The sequence below is a fragment of the Rubritalea sp. genome (assembly GCF_039830215.1).
Taxonomy (GTDB): Bacteria; Verrucomicrobiota; Verrucomicrobiia; order Verrucomicrobiales; family Akkermansiaceae; genus Rubritalea.
In genome coordinates this window covers 20,975-27,101 of sequence record NZ_JBDOPO010000166.1, presented here as the reverse complement: position 1 = coordinate 27,101, position 6,127 = coordinate 20,975, and the positions used below count along the sequence as shown (strand labels likewise).

4 protein-coding genes and 1 tRNA gene are annotated in these 6,127 nt (G+C 47.8%); 4 read left to right on the top strand and 1 reads right to left on the bottom strand.

Annotation, left to right across the window (positions count from 1 at the left end; all coding sequences use genetic code 11):
• Nucleotides 1–1,122: 1,122 nt before the first annotated feature.
• Nucleotides 1,123–1,195, bottom strand: a tRNA-Lys gene (locus tag ABGY95_RS05595).
• Nucleotides 1,196–1,514: 319 nt separating this feature from the next.
• Between ABGY95_RS05595 and nusA the strand changes: the two genes are divergently transcribed.
• The 4 genes from nusA (at nt 1,515) to ABGY95_RS05575 (ending at nt 6,005) form a co-directional block, all read left to right on the top strand.
• Nucleotides 1,515–2,786 carry a transcription termination factor NusA gene (nusA, locus tag ABGY95_RS05590; protein ID WP_347440712.1) on the top strand — a complete coding sequence of 424 codons (1,272 nt, stop codon included), beginning with the start codon at nt 1,515–1,517 and terminating at the stop codon, nt 2,784–2,786.
• Nucleotides 2,787–2,857: 71 nt separating this feature from the next.
• Nucleotides 2,858–4,990: a translation initiation factor IF-2 gene (infB, locus tag ABGY95_RS05585; RefSeq protein WP_347440711.1), complete on the top strand. Its 2,133-nt coding sequence runs from the start codon at nt 2,858–2,860 to the stop codon at nt 4,988–4,990.
• A gap of 128 nt (nt 4,991–5,118) precedes the next feature.
• A complete protein-coding gene (gene rbfA / locus ABGY95_RS05580; protein WP_347440710.1) occupies nt 5,119–5,481 on the top strand; it encodes a 30S ribosome-binding factor RbfA in 363 nt (120 codons plus the stop codon).
• Nucleotides 5,482–5,498: 17 nt separating this feature from the next.
• Nucleotides 5,499–6,005, top strand: a complete 507-nt coding sequence (locus tag ABGY95_RS05575) for a DUF3592 domain-containing protein (protein ID WP_347440709.1) — start codon at nt 5,499–5,501, stop codon at nt 6,003–6,005.
• Nucleotides 6,006–6,127 lie beyond the last annotated feature (122 nt).

Here is a 6,127-nt window from a genome sequence, read left to right as displayed (position 1 = left end):
CCAATTGAAGGAGCTAACCATAATAAAATCTATGAATTTTATATATATTGTGGCTCTCAGGTGGCTCTGCAGTCCTCAAGTCAAATCATGAGGAACGCTTACAGGTTCAGGGGGCTACTTGGAGCGCGAGTAGCAGAAGAGGGGGCGGTGCTGCTTGATTATTAGCAAGCGTGACCAACTATAGTTCAAATTTGCGCTATGGGCGCGAGCTGCAGTTGGCTGTTAACATTTCATTTGTTCAAGGTCGATATGCCGATACTAAGGGGTGGTCATCATATTAACCAATGGAGATTTACGCCTCAGAAGCCAGTTAAATGCTCCTACCAACGTCGCTCAAGGCGTGTCCCCAGAGAGCTCACTGGAGAGAACCCTAGAATAGAGAAGAAAGCGCATGAGGAAGGTACTTAGATACATTGGGGCGATGAGACCGGTGTGTGTAAACAAGATCAGGTCGGTAGAGGCTTTGAATCCTGAGGGAGGACTTCAGTGCGAGAGAGAATAGCTAAAAAGGAGAGAGTGAATATGATCGCAACGGTAGCAGCTGAGGTGAGCTTTCCACGCATTTCGTAAAGTGGCTGCCTTGGTTATGAGATAGTTTAGTTAGGCTGCTTTTTCAATGTTGGAATGTAGCTCTGGGAACCGCATCGGAGATAAGTTGGACAGAGTGTTATGCACCAAAAGTGGCGTAAAGTTCTGACTCTGAATAGCTTTGGTTTCTTCCTTGAGTCGATTATTAGCTCATGCCATCTTGAGAGTCGTTACCCAACATGAGCTCAGCCCTCTTTAAGATTTCTTCCCGCTTATGCGACTTGTGAGTTCTTTAGGTTGTCGACGAACCTCGTCGGCTAGCTCGGCGGACGAAGTTGCTGTGGCAGGCCTAATGCCAACTCTTTGCAGGTTTGAGTATTACTCATAGAGTTTCTCTGGAGTAGTGGAGAACTTTACGTTTGAATTCTTCGCTGTGTATTGTGTGATTACGTTTCATAGTTTGACCTTGGTTCATTGTGCTGAATTAGGACACCCCCTGCCTAGGGTTTTGGGGAAGCTTAAGGTGAATGGTGCACACATTAAATCTAACACAAAAAAGACCGACTATTACTAGTCGGTCGTTTTTAGTAGAAGTACGCAGACTGGGATTCGAACCCAGGACCAATTGGTTAAAAGCCAACTGCTCTACCAACTGAGCTATCTGCGCATTAATGAAAAACTGATTGCCGGTCGGGCGAAAAGAGAATAGATCTGATTGAGAGAAATTGACAAGGATCTTTTTAGCTTTTTTTAGTAAATGGGGTGAGAGGTGTGTCTTGAGTAGATTTATATGGGCGAATATAGGAGATGTATAACGATCTAAAGGGCTATGTGGCGATCGAGATTAGTCTTGCAAGTTAGGTTATCTATGATAATCGAGTTACAGACAACTTCAGCCGCGAGGAAGGAGTGGGTGATTATACCCACTCTTTTTTGTATCAGGATCTCACCTCTAATGCGGATAAACTTTCAGACATAACTCAGACATGACAAACGATATCGTCGCCCTCATTGACTATTATGAGAAGGAAAAAGGCATCGACCGCGATAAGGTCCTTGCCGCACTTCAGTTCGCCTTTCTCTCAGCTTACCGTAAGATGGTACATGGCTCAGAGCGCATCGAGGAGCTTCGTGCTGCCATCGATACAAAAAAGGGAGATACGACTATTTTTGCCACTCTGAATGTTGTACAAGATGGTCAGCAAGTCGATCAATGGAACGAAGTAGTTATTTCTGTAGCAACGAAGATTAAACCCGACGTGGAGGTCGGTGGTCAGGTTGAGTTCAATGTGACTCCTAAAGGCTTTGGACGTATTGCTGTTCAGACTGCGAAGCAAACTATGATGCAGCGTCTTCGTCAGGCTGAGAAAGAAATGATTTATGACGAGTTCAAGGATCGTGCTGGCGACATAGTCAGTGGCACCGTTCGTCGCTTTGAAAAGAGTGATGTGTGGGTAGACCTTGGTAAGTTTGAAGGCAAAATGTCCTCACGTGAGCGAGTTTCTACTGAAGAGTACAACATCGGTGACCGTATACGAGCATACGTTGTCGCCGTTGAAAACGAGCAACGTGGTCCAGAAATCATCCTTTCCCGTAGCCACCCTAACTTTGTTCGCCGCCTCTTTGAGGCTGAAGTGAGTGAAATCTCAGATCGTACTGTTGAGCTTCGTGGTATTGCACGTGAAGCTGGCTACCGCACAAAGGTGGCTGTATCTAGTGCTGATGATAATGTTGATCCAGTGGGTGCCTGTGTAGGACTCCGTGGCGCACGTGTGAAAAATATCGTTCGTGAACTCAATAATGAAAAAGTGGACATTATCCGTTGGAGTGATGACCCTAAAGAGTTTGTTCACGAAGCACTCAAACCAGCAGTTCTCCGCTCAGTTAATCTCGATGAAGAGAAGAAGATAGTCAGTGTTACCGTTGACGAAGATGAATTGGCTAAAGCAATCGGTCGTCGTGGCCAGAATGCACGTCTCACATCTCGGCTCATGGGCTGGGATGTTCAAGTGCGCAAGGATGAGAGCCAGCAAGAGCAGTTCGAGGCTCGTGTGTCTGACGCATCCCACGGAGTGGGCGACCAACTCGGTATCGACGATGACACCGCAGGTAAGCTATTCCGCGCAGGCGGAGCAACCATCGAGCTCGTCCTTCAAATGCCTGCGGAATACATCGCGCAGGCGATCGATGTTAGCGAAGAACAAGCACAAGAAATTCTCAATAAAGCAGCAGAAGCTCAGCAAAACGCTGACGCCTAGCCCGCCCTTATCAAGACTGAATGCATACTGCTCAGTCTTGCCTTTACCAACCACACATCGAAAGACAGTCAATGGCTGATCAGAAAGATAACACAAACGATAAGAAGAAAGTCCTCGACCTGCTAGACGATAGTAAGCCGAAGAAGCCATCACGCCGTGAACGTCAGCGTGAAGAAGCATCTAAGCTTACGCCTAAGGCTAAGACTCTCGACACTAAAAAGGCCGAGGCTCTCGACATTTTTGCTGAAGAGGGAAAGAAGAAGACTTCTGTGATCAAAAAGGGTACAGGAAATGCAAAGCTGCCAAGTATTTCCAAACTCAACGAGCCTAAGGATGATGGTGACTTCGTGAAGACTAACTCCGCTCCGGCCCCTGCTGCCTCTGAAGCAGCACAAACAGTTGCAGACGCTTCCAATGGAGAAAAGGTGATTCAGCTCAAACCTCCAGTTATTGTTAGTGAACTTGCCGAAGCAATGGACCTCAAGCCATTCCAATTGATGGCTGATCTAATCAAGCTACAGGTTTTCGTAGCGCCACATCAAGCAATCGAACCAGACATAGCTGAAACTCTCTGTGCCCAGCACGGCTTCAAATTTGAGCGCGAGAAGCGTGAGAAGGGGGCTGGAGTACACAAGGTGGAAGAAGTTTTCGTAGAACCTGAACCCGAAGAAAATGTCCCAGAATACAAGCTCGAACTCCGTGCTCCAATCATTACTTTCATGGGGCACGTTGACCACGGCAAGACATCACTTCTCGACTACGTGCGCAAATCTCGCATCGCTTCTGGCGAGGCTGGTGGAATCACTCAACACATTGGCGCCTACGGAGTGAAGGATGATCTCGGTCGTCCAATCACATTACTCGACACACCTGGGCACGCAATTTTCTCTCAGATGAGAGCCCGTGGAGCAGACATCACAGACATAGTTGTTCTCGTGGTTGCTGCTGATGATGGCATCATGCCTCAGACCAAGGAGGCGATCGATCACGCTAAGGAGGCTAAGAAGACAATCATCGTAGCAGTTAACAAGTGTGACGTGCAGGGTGCTGACCCAACACGTGTGCGTACGCAGCTCATGGAACACGGTCTGACTCCGGTAGATTTCGGTGGTGACATCGAATGTGTCGACGTATCAGCGAAAACTGGCGATGGAATGGAAGACCTTCTTGAGCTTCTAGCTCTTCAGGCTGAAGTGCTCGAGTTGAATGCTAATCCAAGTGCGAATGCACGTGCTTCAGTGATTGAAGCACGCGTCCAAGCTGGTAAAGGGCCAACTGCAACAGTGATTGTTCAGTCAGGTACTCTCAAGGCTGGCATGCCATTCATCTGCGGACCATTCAATGGCAAGATCAAATCCATGTTTGACGACCACGGTAAGGCAATCAAGGCTGCTGGACCGGCTACCCCTGTTGAAGTTCTTGGATTCTCCGAACTGCCCAATGTCGGCGACGAACTCGTGGAAATGGAAAATGAGCGTGCAGCTAAGAAGCTCTCTAGCGAGCGCCAAGGCGAGAAGCGTAACACACGTCTGGGGGGGGCTCAGAAGAGCCGCTTGACCGACTTCATGTCACTAGCAAAAGGTGGACCGCAAAAGGCGCGTCTTCAGCTTATCCTTAAAACTGACGTCCAGGGCTCCGTAGGAGCTATCACTGGAGCGATCGATGATATCGAATCTAAAAAGGTCGAGACTCGTTTCGTACACGCGGCATCAGGCTCTATTACTGAGTCAGATATCCTCCTCGCTAGCTCAGCCAATGCGACTGTCATTGGTTTCAACACCAAGGTGGAAAGCAAGGCCGTCACAGCAGCTAAGCGCGAAGGTGTGGAGATCAAACTTTATTCCATCGTCTACGAACTTATCGACACAGTCCGCGATGCTATGCTCGGACTACTTGACCCTGAAACTCGTGAGACCATCATTGGTCACGCTGAAGTGAAGCAGGTGTTCAAGGTCAACAAGGGCATGGCCGCTGGTTGTATCATTAAAGACGGTAAAGTCACTCGTACAGCTCACGCTCGTGTGCTTCGTGGTAAAACCCCTGTCTTCGATGGCAAGATGTCTACTCTCCGTCGCTTCATGGACGAAGTCAAAGAGGTCAAGACTGGTATCGAATGTGGAATCAAGCTCGGTGCTTTCAATGACTACGAAGAAGGTGACATCATTCAGTGCTACCTCTTGGAGAAATTCGCTCAAGAACTCTAAGCTAAATTTCTTTAAGCCTCGGGTGGAGAAATCTGCCCGAGGCTTTTTTCATCGGTATTGAGTATTTAATCTCCAAGCGTTAAGCTGGAGATAATCTGAAATTACAAATCACATATTTCAAATAAGTTATGTCCCAACGACTCGACAAAATCAACGCACTCATTAAGCGCGAAATCAGTAGCTTCATTCAAAAAGAGTTCGAATTTAAAAATGCCCTTGTCACTATTAGTGATGTGGAAATCACAGATGACCTACGAGAAGGCAAAGTCTTTGTTAGTGTACTCGGTGGCAATATGACTTCTGTTCTTGAAAAGCTAAGTAAGCAGAAAGGTGCGATTCAGAGGTTCATCAACAAGCGTACCAACTTGCGCTGCACACCCATCCTCATTTTCCGCCCAGACACATCTGCTGAGCGCGGTGTGGGAATCGTAAACTTACTTGATGAAGTTGCCCAATTGCCCACTGCTCCTGAGGAAGACGAGGCTAACTAACTCCCAAAAAATCATCGATGGAAAAACAAACTAAAGCAGGCGCCATTTATCTCTTTGGTATTGGCTTGTTTCTCTTTTTCCTAGGTGCAGGATTTTGCTGGCTGTTAGCCAAAAGCTTTGGCAATGCCAGCGACACGCGTGAGTGGGTGGAGACTCCGTGTCTCATCATTCGTTCGGAGATTGGCAAGCGCTCAGATGTAAACATTGCGGCAGAGTACCGCTGGGAGGTAGCTTTTAAATACCAATTTGAAGGCGAAGACAATATAGGAGAAACTTATAAACCACGTGGTCAACGCTGGCATAAATCAACAGATAAGGTGAAACAGTTACTTGTGGAATATCCCGTAGATCTGCAGACGGTTTGTTTCGTTAACCCAGTAAAGCCGACCGACCCTAGTAAGCAACGTCAGGCTATCTTGGCGCACGACACCAAAGCAGCCGGCTACTCCATCTGGTTCCCAGCTCTCTTTTCTGTAGGTGGCATCGGCATTATGGTCGGCGCCGTTCGAGGTGCATTGAAGTAGCCAACTCGTTTTCAGGGAAGGCGCGGGGTCCGACACCGCCCTGCGGCTGAGTATGCTTCACCACTGCGGAGGAGCTTAAGCGTCTCCTCCAGCACGAAGAAGTAATTTCACACCGTGAAAAA